The sequence below is a fragment of the Rhabdobacter roseus genome, assembly GCF_014202275.1.
Classification (GTDB): Bacteria; Bacteroidota; Bacteroidia; order Cytophagales; family Spirosomataceae; genus Rhabdobacter; species Rhabdobacter roseus.
Genome location: NZ_JACHGF010000004.1, coordinates 371,176 through 392,004 on the forward strand (window position 1 = coordinate 371,176; position 20,829 = coordinate 392,004).

16 protein-coding genes are annotated in these 20,829 nt (G+C 55.8%); 5 read left to right on the plus strand and 11 right to left on the minus strand.

The genetic code is table 11. The features are described 5' to 3' along the window. Positions 1 to 26: 26 nt before the first annotated feature. On the plus strand, positions 27 to 308 hold the full coding sequence (locus HNQ92_RS15605) for a hypothetical protein (RefSeq protein ID WP_184174981.1): 282 nt from the start codon (positions 27 to 29) through the stop codon (positions 306 to 308). Positions 309 to 650: 342 nt separating this feature from the next. Here HNQ92_RS15605 and HNQ92_RS15610 read toward each other — a convergent pair whose 3' ends face one another. The 9 genes from HNQ92_RS15610 to HNQ92_RS15650 form a co-directional block, all read right to left on the minus strand. Continuing rightward, positions 651 to 908, minus strand: a complete 258-nt coding sequence (locus tag HNQ92_RS15610) for a hypothetical protein (protein ID WP_184174982.1) — start codon at positions 906 to 908, stop codon at positions 651 to 653. Between the two features lie 21 nt (positions 909 to 929). Beyond that, positions 930 to 1,238, minus strand: coding sequence for a helix-turn-helix domain-containing protein (locus HNQ92_RS29185; RefSeq protein WP_184174983.1), 309 nt, complete (start codon positions 1,236 to 1,238; stop codon positions 930 to 932). 98 nt (positions 1,239 to 1,336) lie between these two features. Next, a complete protein-coding gene (locus HNQ92_RS15620) occupies positions 1,337 to 2,008 on the minus strand; it encodes a hypothetical protein (protein ID WP_184174984.1) in 672 nt (223 codons plus the stop codon). 38 nt (positions 2,009 to 2,046) lie between these two features. Then, entirely contained in the window at positions 2,047 to 3,375 is a 1,329-nt protein-coding gene (locus tag HNQ92_RS15625; protein WP_343063006.1) for a site-specific integrase, read from the minus strand. A gap of 459 nt (positions 3,376 to 3,834) precedes the next feature. Then, positions 3,835 to 5,163: an MptA/MptB family glycosyltransferase gene (locus tag HNQ92_RS15630; RefSeq protein ID WP_184174986.1), complete on the minus strand. Its 1,329-nt coding sequence runs from the start codon at positions 5,161 to 5,163 to the stop codon at positions 3,835 to 3,837. Next, positions 5,160 to 6,605, minus strand: a complete 1,446-nt coding sequence (locus HNQ92_RS15635) for a cellulose synthase family protein (protein ID WP_221307464.1) — start codon at positions 6,603 to 6,605, stop codon at positions 5,160 to 5,162. Before HNQ92_RS15635 ends, HNQ92_RS15630 begins: the two co-directional genes overlap by 4 nt. Positions 6,606 to 6,613: 8 nt before the next feature. Next, positions 6,614 to 8,422 (minus strand): YCF48-related protein, encoded by a 1,809-nt coding sequence (locus HNQ92_RS15640; RefSeq protein ID WP_184174987.1) that lies wholly within the window; start codon positions 8,420 to 8,422, stop codon positions 6,614 to 6,616. A 157-nt stretch (positions 8,423 to 8,579) separates the two neighbouring features. Then, complete coding sequence (locus tag HNQ92_RS15645; RefSeq protein WP_184174988.1) at positions 8,580 to 11,315, minus strand: YCF48-related protein; 2,736 nt, start codon at positions 11,313 to 11,315, stop codon at positions 8,580 to 8,582. A 76-nt stretch (positions 11,316 to 11,391) separates the two neighbouring features. Continuing rightward, complete coding sequence (locus HNQ92_RS15650; RefSeq protein WP_221307465.1) at positions 11,392 to 12,087, minus strand: glycosyltransferase family 2 protein; 696 nt, start codon at positions 12,085 to 12,087, stop codon at positions 11,392 to 11,394. Positions 12,088 to 12,284: 197 nt separating this feature from the next. Between HNQ92_RS15650 and HNQ92_RS15655 the strand changes: the two genes are divergently transcribed. Then, the gene (locus tag HNQ92_RS15655) at positions 12,285 to 13,091 is read left to right on the plus strand and encodes a Rossmann-like and DUF2520 domain-containing protein (protein WP_184174989.1); all 807 of its coding nucleotides are present in this window, start codon (positions 12,285 to 12,287) and stop codon (positions 13,089 to 13,091) included. Here the strand turns inward: HNQ92_RS15655 and HNQ92_RS15660 are convergent. Further along, positions 13,073 to 14,290: an AGE family epimerase/isomerase gene (locus HNQ92_RS15660; protein ID WP_184174990.1), complete on the minus strand. Its 1,218-nt coding sequence runs from the start codon at positions 14,288 to 14,290 to the stop codon at positions 13,073 to 13,075. The genes HNQ92_RS15655 and HNQ92_RS15660 overlap by 19 nt on opposite strands. A gap of 136 nt (positions 14,291 to 14,426) precedes the next feature. Here HNQ92_RS15660 and HNQ92_RS15665 point away from each other — a divergent pair, with 136 nt between their 5' ends. Genes HNQ92_RS15665 through HNQ92_RS15675 form a run of 3 tightly spaced genes read left to right on the plus strand, consistent with a single transcriptional unit; the run spans position 14,427 to position 19,260 of the window. After that, positions 14,427 to 14,975, plus strand: coding sequence for a KdsC family phosphatase (locus HNQ92_RS15665; protein ID WP_184174991.1), 549 nt, complete (start codon positions 14,427 to 14,429; stop codon positions 14,973 to 14,975). A gap of 17 nt (positions 14,976 to 14,992) precedes the next feature. Further along, positions 14,993 to 16,213, plus strand: coding sequence for an exonuclease SbcCD subunit D C-terminal domain-containing protein (locus HNQ92_RS15670; protein WP_184174992.1), 1,221 nt, complete (start codon positions 14,993 to 14,995; stop codon positions 16,211 to 16,213). Continuing rightward, a complete protein-coding gene (locus HNQ92_RS15675; protein ID WP_184174993.1) occupies positions 16,210 to 19,260 on the plus strand; it encodes an SbcC/MukB-like Walker B domain-containing protein in 3,051 nt (1,016 codons plus the stop codon). Before HNQ92_RS15670 ends, HNQ92_RS15675 begins: the two co-directional genes overlap by 4 nt. On the opposite strand, the gene HNQ92_RS15680 is transcribed toward HNQ92_RS15675, so the two are convergent. Continuing rightward, positions 19,257 to 20,582, minus strand: coding sequence for a prolyl oligopeptidase family serine peptidase (locus HNQ92_RS15680; protein WP_184174994.1), 1,326 nt, complete (start codon positions 20,580 to 20,582; stop codon positions 19,257 to 19,259). The two genes, HNQ92_RS15675 and HNQ92_RS15680, sit on opposite strands and share 4 nt — an antisense overlap. Positions 20,583 to 20,829: the final 247 nt, after the last annotated feature.

Genomic DNA, 20,829 nt, shown 5'->3' on the forward strand with positions numbered 1-20,829 from the left:
ATGAAGGCCTCGTACCAGTCGTAGAATTGCTGAAAATTCGAAACGAGCAAGTAGACCCCTCCAGCTCCTTCTACCTGACGTTGGTATTCACGTTGGGCTTTACGTTGGCGATCCGAGCCTTTCTTAACTTCGATCTTCACGGAACGGCCGTTGATCGTAGCTGCGATGTCTGCGCTTCCTACTTGTGCGGAGGAGCGTATACGTTGGACGCTTCCTACGGTTCGGCTGCGGCCGATGACGTCGACAAAGGTCTTTCGGCGGTCGATAACCCTCCCCTCGACGCTGATCCGTTCGGCCTGACCTCCTAACAGGCGGATATAGGTAATGACAGCATTGGTAAGGCCGTTGGTCGTTCGGTCAGAAAACTTGGCCTTGGGAAGGGCGTGTTGAGGCAATGAAGGGTGCCGGAGGCGGGTCGCTTGATTCGCTTTTTTACGCAGCACATCCAACGCATTTTCGCTTTTTTCGGCTATTGTCTTACCTCCAGCCGGTATAGGCTGTTTTGTTCTGTAAGCCATGATGTTGTATCTTTGAAGATATATCTTGATAACCTATGTTATTAGGATTGTCGAAACTTTCAGAGAGAGGTGGCCATTGGCTGCCTCCTTCTTTTTATACACAATCCTGCTCCCTGATTTAGCATCATTAGGCTATTGAAGCCAAATCAGGCTGTGCCAATCTATTTTTCCCTTTTCTTCCGACAGCTTGGTAATAAGACTGTCCAAAGCATCGACTTCTTGATCTAGCCGCTGTATGTCGGACCGTTCAAGCTCATGGGCCCTTTGCCTATAATCAGCTGCCTTCAACTTAATTTTTTTGTTGTAGTCAGCAAGGGCGTCGAAAAGGATTCTCAGCTCAGAGTAACTCGGCTCGACGGGTAGGACGGATATTTTTAACGTGATCTCCATGGCGCTTGTAAGGCTGAGGGATTATTTCCTTTTGTAGCGCAGGTTTTTGATGTCTTTGAGGGCAGACTCTACCTCTGCTCGCTCAAAGCGGACCCTTCCCTGGATACGCTTCGATTGAAGAACCCCCCTCTTGCACCAATCATTCAAAGTAACTAGTGAGATCTGAAGCAAATTTGCCGTTTGCTGCCTTGTGAGGTATTCGGGTAAGTTAGATTGAGATTTAATAGGGGGAGTCCACCTCTGTAATACTGCCGTTACTGACTCTTTTAGTAAGGTCTCGAACTGCTCAGGGGTGTAGCTAACTAGCTGAATTGTTTTTGGAGTTGCCATATCGTGTCAAATTATTTGATTTAACTTGGCACGAAGTAGCTATGCAATGATAAGTAACGACAAGAATGTGTATTGGGTGTGTATAAATTATGTTTAAATTAAAGACATCCCCTTGGCTCCTCAACCAGCATTAAGTTGCTCATAAGGTGAGGCTTAGGAGGGTTTTTCCTGGACACTGCGGATCTTACAGTTTCATCTTCAACTCCTAATCCAAAACGAAAATTTATAAAAATGGCGACTTCCTTATTTTTTTCTTTAAACAATCTCAGGTCAAGCATTTCTCCAAATGCGTAGTATAGGGCCGTTGCTTCTCCTGTCCACGTTAATTGCTTTACTACAGGTCGACTAGGCGCTAAACCAATGAAATGATTGCTAACAAATCGTTTTATCTCATCTTCGGATTGCTGGATGCAACATCTGGGATTAGATTTTAGTCGTAGAAAAACTTGGTAAACATCATTGTTCTTGCCAGTCCAGGTTAATTTTGGATTTTGGGGGTCAAAAGTATGTTTTGAGGATTGAGCTGGTTCTTCCTCCTCTTCTTTCAGCTTTTGATAAAAATCAGCTCTTTTATTCAAAATCTGTTCCCTCTCTGCCCTGAGCTGATTGGCCAATGTTCTGTCTTTATCCATCTCGGCCAAGGTAATTCCTATGGCAATTATTTTTAGATGCTCTTCAAATTCTTGTTCTTTCCTTTCTAGAATAATCTCTCTGAGGTAATTAATGCCTTGACTTTCAAGTAATTTAGATAGGCCTTCCATGGCTTTCATTTCGATTGGATGTTGAAGAATGATTTTGGAGATAAAATCTACCCGGCTATGGTGATTGACGACTGCCTAAAATGATCGTGTTCCAGCATCCGGATGGCCGTTTCTTCGCCTGAGACTTTAATATATTTCATAAAGGCTGTTTCCGTCTTGTGTCCGGTAATTTTCATGATGTCAATGGTAGGCACTCCTGCCAGGTAGGCGTTAGTAGCAAAAGATCTGCGGGCCGTATGAGTGGATATCAGCTTAAATTTCTCTACATACTTTGTGATCCTGCGGCCAGCCTTAGTTATAGTCACCTCAACTCTTTCGGTTAATCCTGCCAGCTTAGCGAGCTCTTTGAGATAATCGTTCATCTTCTGATTGCTCATCGCCCTTGGTGGATCGAATGAATGCTTTTCTAATATGGCAGTCACCTTGGGAGTCATTGGAACGAAAACCCGGGAACCTGTTTTTTGGGTAGTAACCGAAAGGATTCTACCCCCATGGGTAATGTTTTCAGGCTTGAGCTGAGAGAAGTCCGAAAAACGTAGGCCCGTGTAGCAGCCGATCAAAAAAAGATCTCTGACCTTATCCAGCCTTTTATTTTCGGAAAGAGAGAGGTGATAAATTAGGTCAAGCTCCTTATCGTTGAGGTAAACCGAAGCCGTTTCCTCACTGGGCTTATTAAACTCTTCACCTTCGTGAGCCCTATTTTGATGTAGCCCTTCCTTATGGGCCGCGGTAAGCCAGGACTTTAAATTCTTGATTTGGTTGCCAATAGTGTTTTGTGCGTACTTTTTTTCATTGGTCAGCCACTCTACGAAGGACCTATGAAAGGCTACGTCAATGTTGGAGAAATTTATACCTCGTCCTGTAAACCGTTGAAATTCCTCCAAGTTGTGTAGGGTAGTAGTATGGTGTTTTAGGGAATTAGGGTTGTATTTTCTATTCTTCCGGCTAATGAGCCTTTTTCCATCCCGGCACTCTTCAATATAGCGTGTTACAAATTGAAAGAGACTTTCCTGGTTTTCGGTACTCTTCTTCTTGGGTCGGGCCCCCTCTTTGAATTCTTTGTCGAGATGTTCTTTAAATACCTCGGTAGACAGAGGAATACCAGTTAAGTCAAAGTCGCGTCTAAGCTCCTTGACTTTACCTTCGTACCGATCAAGCTGATTATTGATGTCTTTATAGAGCTGCCTTAGGTTTCGATCCTTCTGGGTAACTCTTGCGCGTTGGCTCTCCTCATCCCACTCAGAGGGAATGATCTTCTCCCCGGTAGAATACTTCAAGCGCTGTCCGCCAAAACGGTATAGGAGATAAATAAGCGTTGGGGTAGTAGCGGCCGGCTCTTTAAGCACGAACCGTACCTCATTTAAGGTCCTTTTCACAGTATATCTTGCATTTGTCGAAACGTGAGATAAAACTAGTGAAAAAAGTATTCACTTTATTAAGAGGGGACGTATTAGGGGACGTTTTTTCTTTATTTATCTTAACAAATACTGATAAGTGAAATTAGGAAATCCTATTCTTTGCATAGAAAATGGCTATTCTTTAACAATTTCAATTAAGATAAAGTAAATATGTTCGAATCCCTACGAGTCCACTTGAAAATCAACCACCTATGCAAAATGCATAGGTGGTTTTTTATTTGTGGGCCATACGTTTTCAGCTTTTATTAAAATCAGCATAACTGAATAACACTTACTCCCTACACCTTAAAACAGAAAGCCAAGGAAGGTTATAGCGGGGGTAAGGATAAGTAGGCATAAAGCTCTTTCAAGAGCCAGTAGAATCTTTGGCCCCAAGGGTACCTTGGCGGGTGGAAGACCTTCCGCCCAAAAAAAACCTTAGCTGTGGCGAGTCGACAGGCACCTTCTCAGTTCCCAGGCCAGGCAGGCCCACACCAGCCCGTATTCGAGTACCAGTACCCACCTTGGTTCCTGAAAAGGTACCTGGGCGTAGGCCAGGTACGTCAGCGGCAGCAGCACCGACCACAGCAGGGGGTACCTGTAGTGGGTAAAAGTACCCAGTGCCAGCAGCGGCGCTACGTACCAGGGATGCACCGTGGTGGCGCAAAACAGGTACACCGTCAGGATCAACAGCAGGCGCTCGGGCAGCGTAAAGGGTACTTTTCGGGCATAAGAAAGAAACAAAATACCCCCCAGACTCAGCAGCGAGAGCAGTGGCCCCAACAGCCCGATGGGGTTGTAGCCCAGCAGCCAGGTACCCACGGCCCGCAGCAGGTAGTACAGCCCGGCGTTGAACTCAAAGCGCCGGAAGTAGAGGTCCAGACTGCTGGAAAAGTGAAGTACCTGGTCGGGGTTAAAGAAGAAAGCAAAGGGGAGTAGCACGCCCACGCCTACCACGGTCAGGTACCTGAAGCGCCGCGGGCCGGGTAGTTGATGGAGCAGCAGCGGCAAAAAAATCAGCGGCAGCAGCTTGAAGCCCACCGCCAAAGCCAGCGCCAGGGCTGAAAGTACCCTTTTTTGTTTTTGGTAAAAAGACAAACACAGCATCATGAAAAAGATCGTGACGCCCTCGTAGTGCAGGTTGCCCACCAGCTCTACGATAAGGAAAGGATTGAGCCCGTAGAGCAGCCAGGCGCGCCGCTGGGCGGCGTTTTTCTCCAGCCCGTAGTGCACAAGTACCTTCGGCAGCAGTAGCAAAGTACCCACCTCCGCCAGCCCGATCGGCAGCCGCAGCCAACCCGCCGCGGCCAGGGTACTGGCACCGCCCAGCGTCGTAGCCACGGCAAACCACCCCTGGAGCAGCGGCGGGTACACGCTGTAGTAATGCGGCGAATTGAGTCGGGCGTAAAGTACCTCATCGAGCCCGACGGCCCGCGCCCAGGGTACCTTCAGGAGGTCGGTGGGTAGGTACTGGTAGGGATTGTGGCCGTGGGCCAGGAGCTGTCCGTCCCAGATGAAGCGGTAAATGTCGTCGGAAAGGGCAGGGACCGCCACTAGCCACACCAGCCTACCGGCTATGGCGGCCCCGAGGAGCCACGCAAGGGGTACTTTGTGCTTTGGAATAAAAAATAGTAGCGCGTACAACGCAAAAAGCCCGGCCCACAGCAGCAGCAGCTGAGCGCTGTCGGTGCGGGCGGTACCGTAGGCCAGCCAGCCGTAGCCCAGCAGCGAAAGTAGCGCCCAAAGTACCCCGTACAAGTACCTCATGCCTTGCCCAGCGAATGGCGCACCGAGTAGTAGGCCACCGATCCGTAGCCTAGTACCAGCAGCAAATGAAACCCAAACGCCCCGTACTGCCCCCGCAGCACGCCCATCACGAGCCCCAGCGCAAAGTACCCCGTCAGCGCCCACTCCACCCAGGTGAGCGGCGGAACGCGCCGGATGTGGTAGGTACTTTGTCGCCAGGCGTCGGTGCGGGAGGTCACGTTGAATTTGGGCGTGCGGACGAAGGGCGTTTTTCGGCCCAAGTACCCTTCCAGCACCGCCACGGCGTTGTGCAGCGAGAGCCCCAGCATCATGGTGATAAAGGCCGGAAAGGTAATGACGAACGTCCCAAAAGTACCTTTCTGGCGGTAGGCCGACCAGTAAAAAACCGCTAAAATGACCATACTTACCTGGAACAGACCGAGCCACGGCCAGGGTACCTGCAGCCAGAGCATGGGCACGCTGAGCAGCGCAATGAGCAGCGTAGCGATAAAAACGGAGCTATTCAACAAATGAAAAGAAGCGTGCAGCCTGGTAGCCAGCGGAAGCTGCCGGTCGCGCCAGACGGCTCCCAGGTTTTTGCGGGCGCACTCGGCGGCCCCTTTGGTCCAGCGGTACTGCTGCGACTTCACGGCGGGCATCGTGACGGGTAGTTCGGCGGGACTCAGGAGGTTTTCCAGGTACACAAACCGCCAGCCCCGCTGCTGCGCCCGGTAGCTCAGGTCCAGGTCTTCGGTGAGGGTATCGGCCGACCACCCGCCCGCGTCGGCGATGGTGGCTTTGCGCCACAGCCCGGCCGTACCGTTAAAATTGATAAAGTACCCCCCGGCGCTCCGCCCCACCTGCTCGATGGTAAAGTGGGCGTCCAGCCCGAAGGCCTGCAGGCGCGTGATCCAGGAGTAGTCTTCGTTGAGGTGGCTCCAGCGGCTCTGCACCACGCCTACGGTTGGGTTGGTAAAATGAGGAAGCGTGCGGCGTAAAAAAGGGGGAGCGGGGATAAAATCGGCGTCAAAAATGGCTATGAATTCGCCCGTGGCGGTATCCAGGCCGTGCGCGAGCGCCCCGGCTTTGAAGCCCGTGCGCTCGCGCCGCCGGATGTGCTGTATCGTAAAGCCCTGCGCCTGGTAGTAAAGTACCTTGCGGGCAATCAGCTCTACGGTGTCGTCGGTGGAGTCGTCGAGGAGCTGGATCTGGAGGAGCTCGCGCGGGTAGTCCAGTGCCATGACGGCCTCGATGAGCCGCTCCACGACGTAGCGTTCGTTATAGACCGGCAGCTGTACCGTCACGGGCGGCCAATGATCCGATACGGGCTCCGCGTTTTCGTTTCTTTTTTCTTTCCAATAAAGAAGTACCAAGCTCAACTGCGCCAGGCTGTACGCTAAAATAAACAGCAACGGCAGCAGGTAAAGGATCAGAACGATGTACTGTAAGATGTGTTCGGTCAAGACGTTGGTTAGCGGTTCACAAGTACCTTACTGCTTTGGGAGAAGGTACCGCTCCGGATGCGCAGCACGTACGCGCCCGTCGGCAGGCCTTCCAGCCCCAAAGGTACAACCGTTTCCCGAATCGTAGCGGCTACATTTTTCTGCGCGACCCGCACGCCTTGCAATGAATACAGCTCCAGGCTCACGGGCTGGCCCAGCGCTTTGAGCTTCACGTACAGCTGCTCCGAGGTAGGGTTGGGGTACACCGCCGCGGCCGACGCCAGCGACAGTTCGTCGGACGTAACGGTGAAGGTAAAGCCTTCTGACATCCCGCTGGCGCAGCCGCTCTGGGTGGTAGTGACGCTGTACGTACCGGCACTCATGGGCGAGTACTCGGTGCCCGTAGCGCCTTGGACGGCCGTGCCGTTGAGGTACCACTGGTTGCCGGTTGGAGCGCTCGACACCAGCTTGAGGTCCCCGCTGGCGGTGATCGTCGGCGGGGCCGGAACGGGGTTCACCGTCACCACCACGGGCTCGGAGAGCGACTGACAGCTGGTGGCGTTGAGTTGCAGGATCACCCCCTTGTTACCCACGGCCCAGCCGTGGTCGGCGTCGGTGAAGAGCAGGTCGTTGAGATCTTCCTGAGTGGGGGTTTCCCAGCGGGTCCAGGAGGCACCACCGTCCTGGGTACTGAGCAGTAACCCGCCTTTGCCCACGGCGTAGCCGTCCAGCTCGGAAGTAAAGTACACCTTGGTGAGCTGGTAAGCGGCATCTACCGACTGATCCAGCCAGGTCAAGCCGCCGTCGATGGTTTTCAAGATTCGCCCGCTGTCGCCCACCGCCCAGCCTAGTCCGGCGTATTCAGCGTTGAGGCGCGCCGCCGTCCGGCTTGCCGTCTCGTTGTATTCGTAGGGCAGGAAGTAGGCGCTGCGCAGGCCTTTGCTTGGATTGACAATAGTCCAGGTAGTGCCCGCGTCGGTGGTTTTGGCAATGCCGCCCGTGCTTGAAAGCACAAAGCCAGTACTGTCAGTAGGAAATTGTAGATCCGTCACGTTTTCGTCTCGCCCGGTACCGTATTGATGATAATCAGGACGGAAAATATTGACTGGCCGCATGATGCCATTTTTGTACGTCCACAAAGCCGGAGGATGCGTAACCGCCCGATAGTAGTAGACTTCGATGGCCAGAAAACCCGTCGTAGGATTAACAAAGTACGCTTTTTTAAGACTTAGGTCTCGTATACTCGACAGCGGTGTTGTTGATTCGATGGGCATGGGATACCACGACTGTCCCCCGTCATTAGTAAACTCAGCCAGGCGATCCGCCACCCGCCAACCAAAGGTTGAATCGGCGCGCGAGAATCCCAGACTATGATAAGGAGCTGTTTGAATAGTATCCAAAAAGGATACTTCTTCGCCTTGGGTCGATAAGGTCAGCGAGGTACGGACCATGCTCTGTGTCGGCAGCGTATAGTAGTAGTAAAACCCGCCTCCATTCACCAAAATCTGCTGTCCGTTGAATCCTAGTGAAAAAAGATTTCGCTCGGTGCGGCCCGTCAGGATACGTTTGACTTGCTGAGCGCGCTGCCGGGCTTCCACCTGATAACTCCCCGAAGCCAGCACCGCTACCAGAGTGTCGTCCGCAAAGCCCTGCTCTTGCGCATCGCGAAACCAGCGGTAGGTTGTATTGGGTTGTGGAGCGACGAACAACCAGGCCGTGTCGCCTGCACAAATAGTAGTGGCACCGGTGGCCGTGAGTGTAGGCTTGCAGTCCTGGGCTGCCAGGCGCGTAAAGAAGAATAAAGCTAAAGCGCTAAAAAGAGGTAGATAGTATTTCATGCTGTGTGCGGCTTATTGGTTGGATATCCTTTAAGACACGTATAGGAGCCAAAGGGTTGGCTCCTATACGTCATTTTTTTTAGCTTTTTATTAAAAAAGGCTACTGCTGAAAATCAAGCAGCATTTTAAGCTAAATATTTGTCTGTCATACCCCTTACTATTTGCTCACAAGTACCTTACTGCTTTGGGAGAAGGTACCACTCCGGATGCGCAGCACGTACGCGCCCGTCGGCAGGCCTGCCAGCTCTAAAGGTACCACCGTTTCCTGATTGGTAGCGGCTATGTTTTTCTGAGCGACCCGCACGCCTTGCAGCGAATACAGCTCCAGGCTCACGGGCTGGCCCAGCGCCTTGAGCTTCACGTACAGCTGCTCCGAGGTAGGGTTGGGGTACACCGTCACGGCCGACGCCAGCAGAGGGTCGTCCGAGGTAATGGTGAAAGTAAATCCTTCCGAAAATTCGCTGGCACAACCGTTCTCGGTGGTGGTGACGGTGTACGTACCCGACGCCAGGGGCGCATACTCAGCCGCCGTAGCGCCATTGACGGCCGTGCCGTTGAGGTACCATTGGTTGCCGGTCGGCACGCTCGACACCAGCTTCAGCTCGCCGCTGGCCGTGATGACCGGAGGCTCTGGAAAAGGATTCACGTTCACTACCACGGGCTCGGAGAGCGTTTGGCAGACATCCGTCACCAGGCGGTATACCACGCCGAAATCACCCACGGCCCAGGCGTGGTTGCGATCCATGAAGGCGATGGCATTCAGGCTTACTTCGGCTCCCAGGTCTATCTTTTCCCAGCGGGTACCCCCGTCGGTAGTTTGGTACAGCCCGTCCCCCACGGCATATCCTTCCTGGGGGTTCAAAAAACGGATTCCTTTAAAAGCCACATCCCGAAGTACGTAGCTCCAGCTGTCGCCGCCGTCGGTGGTTTTTTGAATGCCGTCGGGGCCAACCACAAAGCCCGTCAAATCACCCACGAAGTTAATATCGTACAAAATGCGGTTGCTTTGGGTACTTAGGGCTTCCCAGGTGTAGCCCTCGTCGGTAGTCCGGAATAATTTCCCTTTGGTGGTGGTAACATAACCAACCTCGGGCGAGAAAAAGTAAATTTTTAACGGATTCATCCGGCTGGTGTCGTCGCCATTGCCCAGGGCCGGATCACCGCCGTAGGGTAACTCCACGAGGGTCCTGACCACGTCGCCGTTGTCTTCCACGTTGAAGCGGTAGAGGGAATTGTTCAGGTACCCCATGCTTTTGTTGGCAACCATCCAGCCGTAGGTTTCGTAGTCCATCTGGGCGGAGTACACCGTGTAGTCGTAGCGCTTCTTAAAGAGCTCGGTCCAGGTTTTGCCTTTGTCGTACGTAAAGCTCAGGCTGTTGTAGCCCGCGCGCCAGCTCATCTCGGCGTCACCGGCCCGGATTTCCTGGTAAGGTACCCGAAACGACCGCTCGTCTTTCCGCCAGGTAGCGCCGCCGTCGGTTGAAGCAAGCTGGACGCTGAAGTTGGAAGGGTGGTCGCCGAAGGGCCGGGAGCCGGTAAACACGGGCATTTGCCCACCCACTACCTCAACGGTATTGTTGTCAAAAGCCAGGACGGAAGTTAGGTTCTGGAAGGTACGCAGGCCCGGCACGGTAGCGGAGTTCTCCACAGGCAACGACAGCAGGTAGTTGAAGCCCCCGCCGCCCACGGTACCTACCGTTCCGCTTTCCAGCACCCCAAACGCGTTGATGGGCAGGTAGGCCATGCCACTGGGGCAGCCAGCGGCATCGCGCGCGCCGCAGTTACGGGCATCAAACACCTTAGTCCAGGTTTTACCCCCATCGAGGGTCGCAAAGATGGCCTTACTGGCCCAGGTCGTCATGGCTTCCTGGGCGGTATATTCACAAAAAAAGTACCCTTCAGCAGGCGAAACAAAGTGCGCTTTCAAGGACGTAAGCCCCGCAATACCGAGTTGGTCCGAGGTACTTTTGCCTCCCAGCGAAGCCTGTTCCCAGGTACTTCCGCCGTCTTGAGTACGAAGCATCGCAAAGTACCCCGCCCCCGTAAGCTCCTGGCGATAAACCGAGAGAATGCCGTGTTGCGCATCCGAAAAATGGACGTTACCCAGGTTTTCCTGTCCCTGCTTTGCCCGAACCAGGGCCCAGGAAGTACCCCCGTCGGTGGTTTTGTAGAGTCCGGTGGTGTTGGTAGCCCAGCCCAGGGAGTCATCCACCCACGAAAAATCCCGCAGCTCGGAAGCGGGGCCGCTGAGGGTAGTCCAGGTGGTGCCGCCGTCGGTGGTTTTTAGTAGTTTTTGGTTGGCCAAGATCCAGCCCGTTTGGGCGCTGGCAAAGTACAGCTTACTCACCGCACCACCGGTGTAGCTGGTTTGGGCGGTCCAGGTGGTGCCGCCGTCGGTGGTTTTGTGCAAAGTACCCTGCTCGCTCACCACCCAGCCCGTTTGGGCGTCGGCAAAGAAAAGCTTGCGGAGATTGGCCGTCAGCGAGGTACGGATCGGCGTCCAGGTTTGGCCGTTGGTGGTTTTCTGAAAGGTACCTTTGTCGCCCACCAGGTACCCGGTGCCGCCAGGCAGGTACTGCATGTCATAGAGGGAGGTACTGGTAGGAGCGGCACCGGAGCCAGCCCATTCCCAGCGCTCTTTGCGCGTGGTACCTTCGGCGCGGTATTCGCCGCTTTCAATGACCTGTAGGGTACTTTGGCGGTTGGTGAGGTACCTTCCGTCTTTTTGCCAGCGAATGGTTTTGCCCGCGCCGTTCTGGACGCGCAGCTCCAGCGACTCGCCCTCACAGACGTTGGTGGTACCCGTCAGGTTGAGGGTAGGTTTACAATCCTGGGCGGAAACGTAGGAAAAACAAAGCGCTGATAAGGCAATAGCGTGTAAAGTGTGCTTCATATAAAAGAAGGTCTGGATTGAGCTGCTTGAAGTACCAAAGATAAAGTAAGTTACACGATTAGGAGCGAAAAGAGGGTTATCTATACTTAAAAATCCAGGATAAAATTTTGTAACCCGCCAGCAAAGTACCTTTCAGGGTACCTGACACCTTGGAGTGGCCGATCCGGACGCGGTAGGTAACGGGTACTTCGCCCACGGCAAAACCCAGTTTAGCGGCCTTGAGCTGCATCTCCACCGTCCAGCCGTAGGTTTTATCCTGCATGTTCATTTCCAGTAATGTAGCGAAGCGCACCGCCCTAAAAGGCCCCAGGTCGGTGTAGTGAATGCCGTAGAGCCAGCGCATGAGCGTGGTGGCCAGCCAGTTGCCAAATACTTGCTGGGGCGTCATGGAGCCCCGCTGTCGCTTCCCCAGCGCCCGGGAGCCAATCACCAGGTCGAGCTGGTGGTCCGTCAGATGCTGCACCAGCGTAGGTAGCTCCTCGGGGTAGTCGGAGTAGTCGGCGTCGATAAACACCACCACCTCGGGAGGTACTTCTTTATGCTTTAGGTACTCAATGCCCCGCAGGCAGGCGTAGCCGTAGCCCTGGCGGGGTTCGTCGAGTACGGTTGCGCCCGCCGCTTCGGCGGCCCGGCGGGTGTCATCGCGGGAGTTGTTATTCACCACTACGACCTCACGTACCCAGCTCCGGGGCAGGTCGCGGACCACGTTCCCGACGGCGTTTTCTTCGTTGAAAGCGGGAATAACTACATCAATGTGGGGTTTGCTTGGCAAGATCTGAAGCGTAAAAAGATTGTAACAAAAATGAAAAACTACGTCATTATTTTCAATAAGTACCCAATCGCTCTTTCCGGAGGGTACTTTAAGCCGTGGTGAGTTACTTTTTTTGCCTTAAAATACGCTAGGTTACCTGAGTTCTCCTAACTTGCTCCACGACTTACCGAGTTTATGGGCCTAAACCAACCTTTGCTATGAAAATTTCCTTCGTCGGAGCCGGTAATGTAGCCTGGCATCTGGCGCAAGCCTTCGAGAACGCCGGCCACGTGGTGAACGAAGTCTACAGCCGCGACAGCCAGAACGCCCGCCTGCTTACTACGCTGCTGTACGACGCCACCATTCAGCCGGATCTCAACTTTGCCGAAAGCGAATCGGCCCTGATCGTCATTGCGGCGGCCGATGACGCCCTGGCGGGGATCATCGAGCGCATCGTCCTGCCCGACGGCGTCATGCTGGTGCACACCTCGGGCACGCAGTCGCTGGCGGAGCTACAGCGGCTGGTGGGCATTTACAGCGACGTACCCGTGCGCACGGGGGTACTTTATCCTTTACAAACCTTCACGAAAGGAGTACCCCTGGACTACGCCCAGATTCCGTTTTGCATAGAGGCCACCGACGCCGATACCGAGCAGGAACTGACGGCACTGGCCCGCTCGGTAAGTACCCAGGTGTACCGCGTCGACTCCGAGGAGCGGCAGGTACTGCACATCGGGGCCGTTTTTGCCTGTAATTTTACCAACCACCTCCTCACCATCGCCCACGACTTGCTGGCCCGCGAGCAGCTGGATTTCACCCTGCTCAAACCCCTCATCCGCGAAACCTGCGAAAAAGCCCTGGCTTCCACTGACCCGGCCCTGGCCCAAACCGGCCCGGCCCGACGAAACGACTGGTCCATCACGAGCCAGCACCTGGCATACCTACAACCGGTGAGTCCCGAGTGGACGGGCTTGTACCGCCAGCTTACAGAGAGCATCCGGCTACGTCATTTCGGGATGGACTGAGCCAATACCACCTTCGGGCTGCGGGCCGACCGCTCGGTGTCGGCCGCCAGGCGGAGGAGTTGGCTGGTGGCCAACAGGTTTTTTATAGTATAAAAACACCCTTTATCGGCCGTGATTTTGTGGCGGAGGTACGGCCTCGCCTCGCGGTCGAGCCAGCCGTACCACTCGCCCTGCGCCGGGTCCGGGAAGTGTGCCCAGAGGTACTCGTGCAACTGCTCAAACCGCGCCAGAAAGCCTGGGCGCGCCGACACCAGGTGCGCCTTCAGCAGGGCCGGGAGCGCTTCCAGCTGTACCCACCATAGCTTGTGGCACCAGTCGGGCTCCAGGGGCGGCAGGCTCTTGATGTCCATTTTGTGAAAAAAACCACCGAGCGGCTCGTCCCAGGCGGCCTGCATGGTGAGTTCCACGAGATCCACCATCTGGCTTAGCAGCTTTCGGTTGCGGGTTCGTTCGGCAAGCTCCATGAGGCAACTGGCTACTTCAAAAACGCGGCCCGGTACCAGCGTGCGGCCTTGGGGGCAGTCCCAGAAGTGCCCTTCGGGCGTGACGTGGTCCAGCAAAATATCCGTCCGTTTGTCGTAAAAGTCGTTCATGAGCTCATGGACAAACTCCGCCACCAGGCCTTTGTGGACTTTTCGGTCCAGGAACGCTTCCGACTCCAGTAGCGCCCGCCCGATCAGCGCGCCGTCGGCGAGGGGCTTGAGGTACCTTTTAGTGCCGTCGGCCCGCTGCTTGCGCAGGGAGGTATCCCGGCGCTTGAGGGTTTGGGTCAGTAGCTTTTGTGCCGTTTCGGCGTAGGTACCTTCGCCCGTGGCCCGGAAGAGCTGCCCCAGGGCCATGGTGGCCAGTAGGGCCGGAGCATAGTCGGTGGCTTCGGCTACCACCACGCCCCGGCGGTCCAGCTTCTGGTACCAGTTTCCTTTGGGGTGGCGGCCTTTCTCCCAGGCAAACGCGGCCGTGCGGCGGGCCAGCTCCAGCCATTCCGGGCGCGGCTCCAGGGTATGGTACACCACTGAAAAAGTCCACACAGCCTGCCACTGGCATCCTACGTTTTTATCCGTAGAAAGTACCTCCCCGCTTTCACTAATGGCTTCGTAGACCCCGCCGTAGAGCGGATCGAACGCATTCTTTTCCCAAAAAGGTACTACATTTTGGAGAATCTCGTTTTGGTACTTTTCGGCAAGTGATTGGATGTCCATGCGGGGCAAAGGATAATTTCCGGGCTAGGGAAAAATCAAAATTAACGCTAATTTCGTGTTGAACCAATGAGGTACCTGCGGGAAGTCAACCATCGGCTTTTGGTAAGTACCCATTATAATCCTAAAGACTGACCTTATGCATCCGCCTTTATCCGATCGCTTTCAACGCATTAGTACGTTTATCTTCGATGTCGACGGGGTACTTACCGACGGCAGTGTACTGGCCCTCGAGACCGGCGAGCAGCCGCGCACGTTCAACGTGCGCGACGGCTACGGCATCAACCGCGCCCTGAAAATGGGGTACCGGGTGGCCATTCTCTCGGCCCAAAACCAGGGCGGCGTGCGCAGGCGGCTCGAGTACCTGGGCGTGCGCGACATCTTCATCGGTGCTTCGCCCGACGGTAAATTGGCCGTATTTGAAAAGTACCTGCGGGACAACGGACTGAGTGAGACGGAAATCGTGTACATGGGCGATGACATCCCGGACTTCGAGGTAATGCAACGCGACGTGCTGGCGGCCTGCCCTGCCGACGCCGTAGACGAGATCCTGGCCATAGCCGACTACGTGTCGCCCCGCACGGGTGGTCACGGGGCCGTGCGCGACCTCATCGAGCAGGTGATGAAAGCCCAGGGGCAGTGGCTGGCTTGGGTACAAGAGGAGAATGAGAATTTGAAAAATGACTGAGTACTGATTCGCTATTCATGAAAATACTCCACACCGCCGACTGGCACATTGGCAAGCAGCTGCACAAGTACCCTCTTGAAGAAGACCACCGCCTTTTTCTGGATTGGCTGGGCGACCTCATCGAGGAGCGGCGCATTGACTTGCTGCTGGTGGCGGGGGACGTCTTCGATACGGCTTTTCCGTCCAGCGCCGCCCTCACGCTCTACTACCGTTTTTTGCAGCGGCTGATCGGCTGCCGGTGCCGGGTGGTCATTACGGGCGGCAACCACGACTCGCCGGGGGTACTTAACGCCCCGCGCGAAATCCTACGCCACATGGACGTCCGGATTGTGGGCTGCGCCACCGACGACTGCGCCGATTCGCTTTTAATTTTTGACGACCTGAACCTGGCCATAGCGGCGGTACCTTACCTACGCGACGTGGACCTGCGGCGGTCGGTGTCGGGCCAAAGCTACGACGACCGCTCCGAGGCCATCCGGCAGGGTATCCGGCAGCACTACCAGCGCCACCTGGACCTCCACCAGGCGCAGTACCGCGGCCTGACGCTGTTCGGCATGGGCCACCTGTACGTGCAGGGCGCTACCGTGTCCGACAGCGAGCGCGAGATCCACGCCGTGGGCGGGCTGGCGGCCTTTAGTTGCGACCACTTCCCCGAGGGCTTCGACTATCTGGCGCTGGGCCACATTCACAAACCCCAAAAACTCAGCGAGCGCGTGCGGTACTCCGGCTCGCCGCTGCCGCTCAGCTTTAGCGAGCGCCATGACCCCAAGTACCTGCTCGAGCTCACGCTCGAATCCGACAAACCCGTGCAGGTGGAGGTACTTCCTACGCCCCGCCTCCGCGAGCTCCGTACTTTCACCGGCTCGCTGGACGAAGTCTGGGAAAGCCTCCAAGCCTTTCAGGCGCAAGGTACCCTGGAGGCCCTGCTGGAGCTCAACGTCGTGGAGCCTACCTTTGACCCCCAGAAAAGCGTGCGCTTCGATTTGTTGCTGCGCGAATTTGAAAAGGCCGACTTCCGGATCATCAAGCCGCGCCTCACGTTTGAAAATCGCCTCAAAGAAGCCGACGAGCTCTTCAGCGTAGGTACCGACATTGAGGACCTCACGCCCCGCGAGGTGTTTCTGCGCCGCCTGGCCGCCGAGCAGCTCGATGAGCCTACCCAGGCGCTGCTGCTGGAGGCCTTTGAGGAGCTACTGACCGAGGTCGACGAGGCGCATTCATTCCCTCCGCAAACATGAAAATTCTTCGCATTCGGTTTAGAAATATCAACTCGTTTTACGGCGAGCATCCGGCCATCGACTTCACCGGGAGCCCGCTCTCGACCACGGGGCTGTTCATTATTTCGGGGGCTACGGGGGCGGGCAAATCTACCCTGCTGGACGTGATCACGCTGGCGCTCTACAACGAAGTACCCCGCTTTGGGCGCACCATCTCCAAAACCGAGATCGACAAGCAGGGCTCGGTGGTGAACCTGAAAGCCGCCGACGAAGCCCGCAGCGAAGCCTACGCCGAAGTGGAGTACGAAGCCCGCGGCAAGCAGTACCGCTCGCGCTGGTCCATTGCCAAAAACCGCAACGGCAACTGGAACAACTACCAGATGGAAATCGCCGAACTACCCTCGGGGGTACTTTTGGACGTCAAGAAACTCTCCGACTACCCCGAGGTGAACGCCCAGCTGATCGGCCTGCGGTACGAGCAGTTTGTGAAGTCGATCATCCTGGCGCAGGGTAGTTTTGCGGAATTCCTGAAAGCCGACAAAAACGCGCGCGGACGCCTGCTGGAAGACATCACGGGTACCCACCTGTACCGCAAGCTCGGTGCGGCGGCCTTTGAAAAAGACAAAGAGTGGGCCGAAAAACTACGCCTCAAAGAGGCCGAAATGCAGGGCGTGCGGCTCCTGACCGACGAGGAGATCACTAGCCTGCACCAAAAACGCCAGCAGGCCGAAGCCGAGCGGCAGGTAGCCGAAACGCAGTATCAGTACTGGGACACCGAAAAACGCCTCCTGGAAGAGGAAAAGGTACTTAGCCAAAAGCTGGAAAAACTGGCGCAGGCGCAGGCGGCGCTCCACCAGCAGCTCACGGCTTTTGCACCTTCGGAAGAGCAGCTCCGGCAGCACGAGTCGGTGCGGGAGTTTGCCAGTGACCTGGCGCTTTTGAAAGAAAAAAATACCTCGCGCGACAAGCTGCAACAGCAGGCGGAGGTTTTGGCCAAACGCGCCCAGCAACTCGCCAACGAGCACACGCAGCTGCTGTACGAAGGCGGCCTATTGACGGGGCAAAACGACGTTACCTCCGAAAACTGGCTGGCGAGCCTGGATGCTTTTGAGAAGGAAATCCTGGCACTGGAGGGGCAGATCAAGGAGCAGCGCGCGCAGGCCTCGCCGCTGATGGCGGCAATCCAGCAGGAGGTGGAGACCTCCCGGGTGCCTTTCTTGCAAAAACTACCCGTCAAAGACCTGGAAGCCTCGCTGGCTATTTTGGAGCAAGAATGGGCGAAGCAGCAGGAGGTACTTACGCGCTTCCCGACCGACTTTGAGGCGGAAAGTGCACTGGAAAAACTAGGCCTACAGGAACGATCGCTGAACGAGCTCTCCAACTACCTCACGCAACGTACCTTTTTAGAGGCCGAGGGGAAATCCAAAAAAACGCAGCTGGAAGAAGCCCGCCAGGTACTTCAGCAAGATACGCCCAGGCTCACCCAGCTCAGCGTGGAGCTGGAAAAACACGCAGGTACCCTTACGCAGCTCCGCGAGCAGCGCGACCGCGCCTACACGCGCCAGAGCTTTGAAGAGCAGCGCAAGCAGCTCAAGGAAGGCGAAGAATGTCCGCTTTGCGGCTCGCTGCACCACCCTTTCGTGCACGAGTACCTCACTAATTTTCTGGATTTGCAGGATGCCATCCAGCGCGCCGAAGCCGAGCTGAAGGTACTTCAAAAGCAGGAGCAGACCTTGGCCGCCTCGCTGCAAGCGGCCCAGAAGGGGGTAGATACCCTGGCTCCGGAGCTGGAAAAGCTGCGCGAGGGTTTTCGGAAACTAGATGCCCTCGTGAAAGACCTGGCCGCCAGCCTGTACCCCGACGGGGAGCTGGATAAGGAACAATTAGAAATTCGGAAAGTAGCGATCGCTAACCAGCGCAACCAGGTGAACGCCTGGCGCATTGCCCAGCAAACCAGCGAGGCGATCCAGCGCCTGAAGGGTTTTTTTGGGCAGTTGCAGGATTTTCGCGCGCAGGTACTTTGGCAGCAAAGTACCCTCAAAAAACGCTACGCCGGTACCGACATCCAGGCCGACGCCAACGCGCTGCGCCGCCGTTGGCAGGCTTGGGAAAATACAACCAAAACCACCGCCGAAGCGACGCTGGAAAACCAAAAGCAGCAAGTTGAGACCGACCAGGTACTTACGGATCTCCGGCGTACACTGGAGGACCACTTACAAAGGATGGGGGTACCTTCCGTAGAAGAAGCCAACGCCCGCCTGCTCCCGACGGAAGAGTACCAGCGCCTTAAGCACCAGCGCGAGGCACTGAGCGACCGGCATAAGCAGCTGGCGGGGGAGGAGAAGGCCGTTCGGGAGGATCTTGCGGGTAAAAAAGCGGCCCGACAAGTACCCGAAGTACTCCTCGACGACCTGCTTTTGCAAACCGAAAAGTACCGCAAATTCCGCGACCAGTACCTGAGCGAAGCCGCTACCTACACCGAGCAGCTAAACGCCAACGCGCGCAATCAGCAACGCTTTGCCCACCTTCAGGCGGAGCTCACCGAACTGCGGCACCAGCGGCACAAGTGGGAGCTGCTCAAGAAATTCATCGGCGACGCCACGGGCAATACCTTCAGCAACTTTGCCCAAAGCCTCACCCTGAGCAACCTCATCGGGCTGGCCAACCTGCGGCTGCGCCTGCTCTCCGACCGCTACATGCTGGACAAACCCCGCAACGAAGCCGACAGCCTGTTTGTGCTGGATACCTACCAGGGCAACCTGCCCCGGGCCGTCACGACGCTCTCGGGCGGGGAGACTTTTACCCTTAGCCTGGCACTGGCCCTGGCGCTGTCGGACCTGGCCTCGCGCAACGTCCGGATCGAGAGCTTGTTCATTGACGAAGGCTTTGGTACCCTCGATCCCGACAGCCTGGAAACAGCCCTGGATACGCTGGAAAAACTCCAGTCCGACAGCCAGAAAATCGTGGGGGTAATCTCGCACCGGCACGAAATGAAGGACCGCATTCCGGTACAGATTCAGGTCGAAAAAGGGACTGACGGCACCAGCCGGGTACACATGGTAGGTTAGCCCAACCACCGATCAAACCAGGCGAAGGCGTCGGCCTGCATGGTGGCATCAAACTTATGGTCGCCGTCGTAAAAACGCCCCTGATAGGCATCGCTGGCCTTGGCCAGGTCATATACTTCGCGCAGGATAGCGTCGGCCTTTTGCATCTCGGGCAAGGTATACAGCCGGTCCTGATTGTTACTTTGAACCATAACCGGGAGCGGGGCCCGCAGGCCGAGTATTTCCGGAAATTCCAGGTAGTTGGGCAGCAGCGGGGTGTACACCATCCAGGTATGGGTGTAGGCTTTATGGAGCAGGAAATCGTTCCAGGTAGACATAAAACCCACGCTGACGGCGCATCGAATGCGCTCGTCGAGCCCCGCTAAGTACACCGTGCGCAGGCCCCCACCGGACAGCCCCGCGCAGCCCAGCCTATTGGCATCCACGTCGGAACGCTGACTCAGGATGGTCAGCGCTGCCTGGTCCTCAGCCAGCACCACCCCCGGCCAGGTGGTTCCGGCGCAAAAAAGCGACTTGGATACGACGTGCTCGTGATCCGACGCCCAAGCGTTATAGGTATTGATGTCTTCCTGGCTCGAAATTTCGGCGTCGCTTCGGTTGTTGGTTTTGGTCATTCCCCAACTGATTCCCTCCACATCCTCATAGTACACCCGGCGGCTTCCAAACAGAAACGCATCCGGCACCAACACCACGTAGCCCCGTTTGGCCATTTCGTTGGCCCAGGCTATGCCTCCGTAGTAGCCCGCCTGGTGCTCCTGCATGTGGCGATCCTGCTGGTCGGAGGTACGGGTGATTTTAGCGTAACCGTAGTATTTCTCGCCACTATGATCGTGCAGAGCCAGGATGCCTGGCAGGGGCTTTGAGGTACCTTCCGGCTTCAATAGCAGCGCTTTGGTGGGGCGTCCGTAGGGTAGTTGCCAGCTCAGCTCCTCCATGTCCAGGCCGTCGTAGGTGTATTTTTTTTCTACCGTCACGGTGGCCGGTACGCCTAGGGGCGGACTCGCCATAAGCTCCTTTACTTTGGCCAGCGCTTCCTTTTTCCAGGTACTTAGCTTTTTGCGCGGGGTCGCCCGGAGCGATAGCGTGGGCGGGTCGGGCCGGAGGCTGGCGGCCCAGCGGCCGTACGGACCAATGATACTTTTTGAATCATCCGAAGCGAGCATAGCGGTGTTGTGGGTTGGGAAAGAAGGCGGAGAATAGGCAAAGGGACTGAGGTCAGCCAGCAAAGGCAAGCTGAGGGTCCATCCCAAGGACGACTTCATGAAACGGCGGCGCGAGCCGGACTGGGGAGCCTGGGCAGGGGTACTTGGTTCTTTTTTCATGAGCGTTTTTCATGAAAAGGCTTTTTCCTCTGAAAGCTAACGTAAGATGCAAGCTGTTTGCTGAATTCTATTCCACCCGGAGGTAGTGCCTAGCTCACTGATGATAAAGTGAAATAAGTACCATCAGCACGCGATGTTTATAGCCAAGATGTTCTTAGGTACGCAACGAGCGGTGGGTTGCGTACCTAAAGGCACGCCAGGATCATCTACAATAGACATCACTCTATAAACATTCGACCGCTACGCG

Coding starts and splice junctions, on each gene's coding strand:
- HNQ92_RS15665 (WP_184174991.1), top strand. CDS start 14,427: ATGCATCCGCCTTTATCCGATCGCTTTCAACGCATTAGTACGTTTATC.
- HNQ92_RS15655 (WP_184174989.1), top strand. CDS start 12,285: ATGAAAATTTCCTTCGTCGGAGCCGGTAATGTAGCCTGGCATCTGGCG.
- HNQ92_RS15660 (WP_184174990.1), bottom strand. CDS start 14,290: ATGGACATCCAATCACTTGCCGAAAAGTACCAAAACGAGATTCTCCAA.
- HNQ92_RS15675 (WP_184174993.1), top strand. CDS start 16,210: ATGAAAATTCTTCGCATTCGGTTTAGAAATATCAACTCGTTTTACGGC.
- HNQ92_RS29185 (WP_184174983.1), bottom strand. CDS start 1,238: ATGGCAACTCCAAAAACAATTCAGCTAGTTAGCTACACCCCTGAGCAG.
- HNQ92_RS15630 (WP_184174986.1), bottom strand. CDS start 5,163: ATGAGGTACTTGTACGGGGTACTTTGGGCGCTACTTTCGCTGCTGGGC.
- HNQ92_RS15620 (WP_184174984.1), bottom strand. CDS start 2,008: ATGAAAGCCATGGAAGGCCTATCTAAATTACTTGAAAGTCAAGGCATT.
- HNQ92_RS15640 (WP_184174987.1), bottom strand. CDS start 8,422: ATGAAATACTATCTACCTCTTTTTAGCGCTTTAGCTTTATTCTTCTTT.
- HNQ92_RS15645 (WP_184174988.1), bottom strand. CDS start 11,315: ATGAAGCACACTTTACACGCTATTGCCTTATCAGCGCTTTGTTTTTCC.
- HNQ92_RS15610 (WP_184174982.1), bottom strand. CDS start 908: ATGGAGATCACGTTAAAAATATCCGTCCTACCCGTCGAGCCGAGTTAC.
- HNQ92_RS15680 (WP_184174994.1), bottom strand. CDS start 20,582: ATGAAAAAAGAACCAAGTACCCCTGCCCAGGCTCCCCAGTCCGGCTCG.
- HNQ92_RS15670 (WP_184174992.1), top strand. CDS start 14,993: ATGAAAATACTCCACACCGCCGACTGGCACATTGGCAAGCAGCTGCAC.